At 63.8% G+C, this 1,190-nt stretch carries 1 protein-coding gene; it reads left to right on the top strand.

Annotation, left to right across the window (positions count from 1 at the left end; translation table 11 throughout):
• Window positions 1-155: 155 nt before the first annotated feature.
• Window positions 156-1,151: an IS3 family transposase gene (locus NQ038_RS15140; RefSeq protein WP_257062988.1), complete on the top strand. Its 996-nt coding sequence runs from the start codon at window positions 156-158 to the stop codon at window positions 1,149-1,151.
• Window positions 1,152-1,190 lie beyond the last annotated feature (39 nt).

Raw genomic sequence — 1,190 nt, 5'->3', positions numbered from 1 at the left:
GAGGTCGCGCGGTTGCAGGCCCGGATCGAGCAATTGGAGGGTTCGAACGAGGCCTTGGGAAAAGCTATCGGGCTCTTGCATCGGCTGAGCGGTCAAGAGCCCGATACTGCCACGACGACCGACTCGCAGGATTCATCGCAGCCGAAAACCGACTCGTGACCGAGCTGACGGGACTCCTGGGGTCGCAGCGCCGGGCGCTGGCCATGGCCGGTGTGGCACGGTCGACGTGGCAGTATCGGCAATCGCCGCGGTCACCGGTTCCCGATCCTGTGCATCAGGCGGATCGGGCGTATGAGTCGCGGATCGCGGCCGGGGACCGGGACCGGATTGAGGAGTTGATCAAGCTGGCCTGGGCCCGGGGCGAGTCGGTGGACTTCGCGTACGCGACGGCATGGGACCGGGGCGTGATGTTGGCGTCGCGCCGGACGTGGTGGCGCATCGCCGCGCAGATCGAGGACCAGGTGCTACGGCCGAGGGCCCCGCGGAGGAAGGGCAAGTCGCAGCGCAGGGATGCTCCGACGGTGATTGCCACCGCGCCCGGGCAGGTGTGGTCGTGGGATATCACCGACGTGTACTCGCCGTGGAAGGGTCGTGTGTACAAGGCGTACACGATCATCGATATCTTCTCCCGCGAGATCGTGGGCTATCGCGTCGAGGACTGGGAATCCGACCGGTTGGCCGTCGAGATGTTCGCTACGGCGATCGCCGCGCGCGGTGCGCCGCGCATCGTGCACGCAGACAATGGTGCGGCCATGACGTCGACGCGTCTGCGTGACCTGCTGGCCGGTCACGGGGTCGAGACGATGTACAACAGGCCGTATGTATCCAATGACAATCCGTTTTCCGAATCGGCGTTCAAGACGATGAAGTACCGGCCGGGCTACCCGCGGATCTTCGAGACTCTTCAGGACGCGCGGGAGTACATCGACGACTACGTCGTCTGGTACAACACCGAACACAAGCACTCCGGTATCGCCTTGTTCTCCCCGTCTGAGATCGCAGACGGCGTATGGGAAGAGAAGTGGACGATCCGCGATCGGGCACTTCAGGACTATTACGAACAACATCCCGAACGATTCCGGTGCCGGCCCGTGACACCGTCACCAGCCGACACCGTCGGAATCAACCACAGGGCCAGGAAAATCGCCTAGCAGGAACCAACATGACTCCGCACAGCTTGACAACGAGCG

Source organism: Brevibacterium sp. 50QC2O2, from assembly GCF_024580675.1.
Taxonomy (GTDB): Bacteria; Actinomycetota; Actinomycetes; order Actinomycetales; family Brevibacteriaceae; genus Brevibacterium; species Brevibacterium moorei.
Note: the sequence above shows the minus strand (reverse complement) of the source record. Positions and strands in the feature narration are given on the sequence as shown.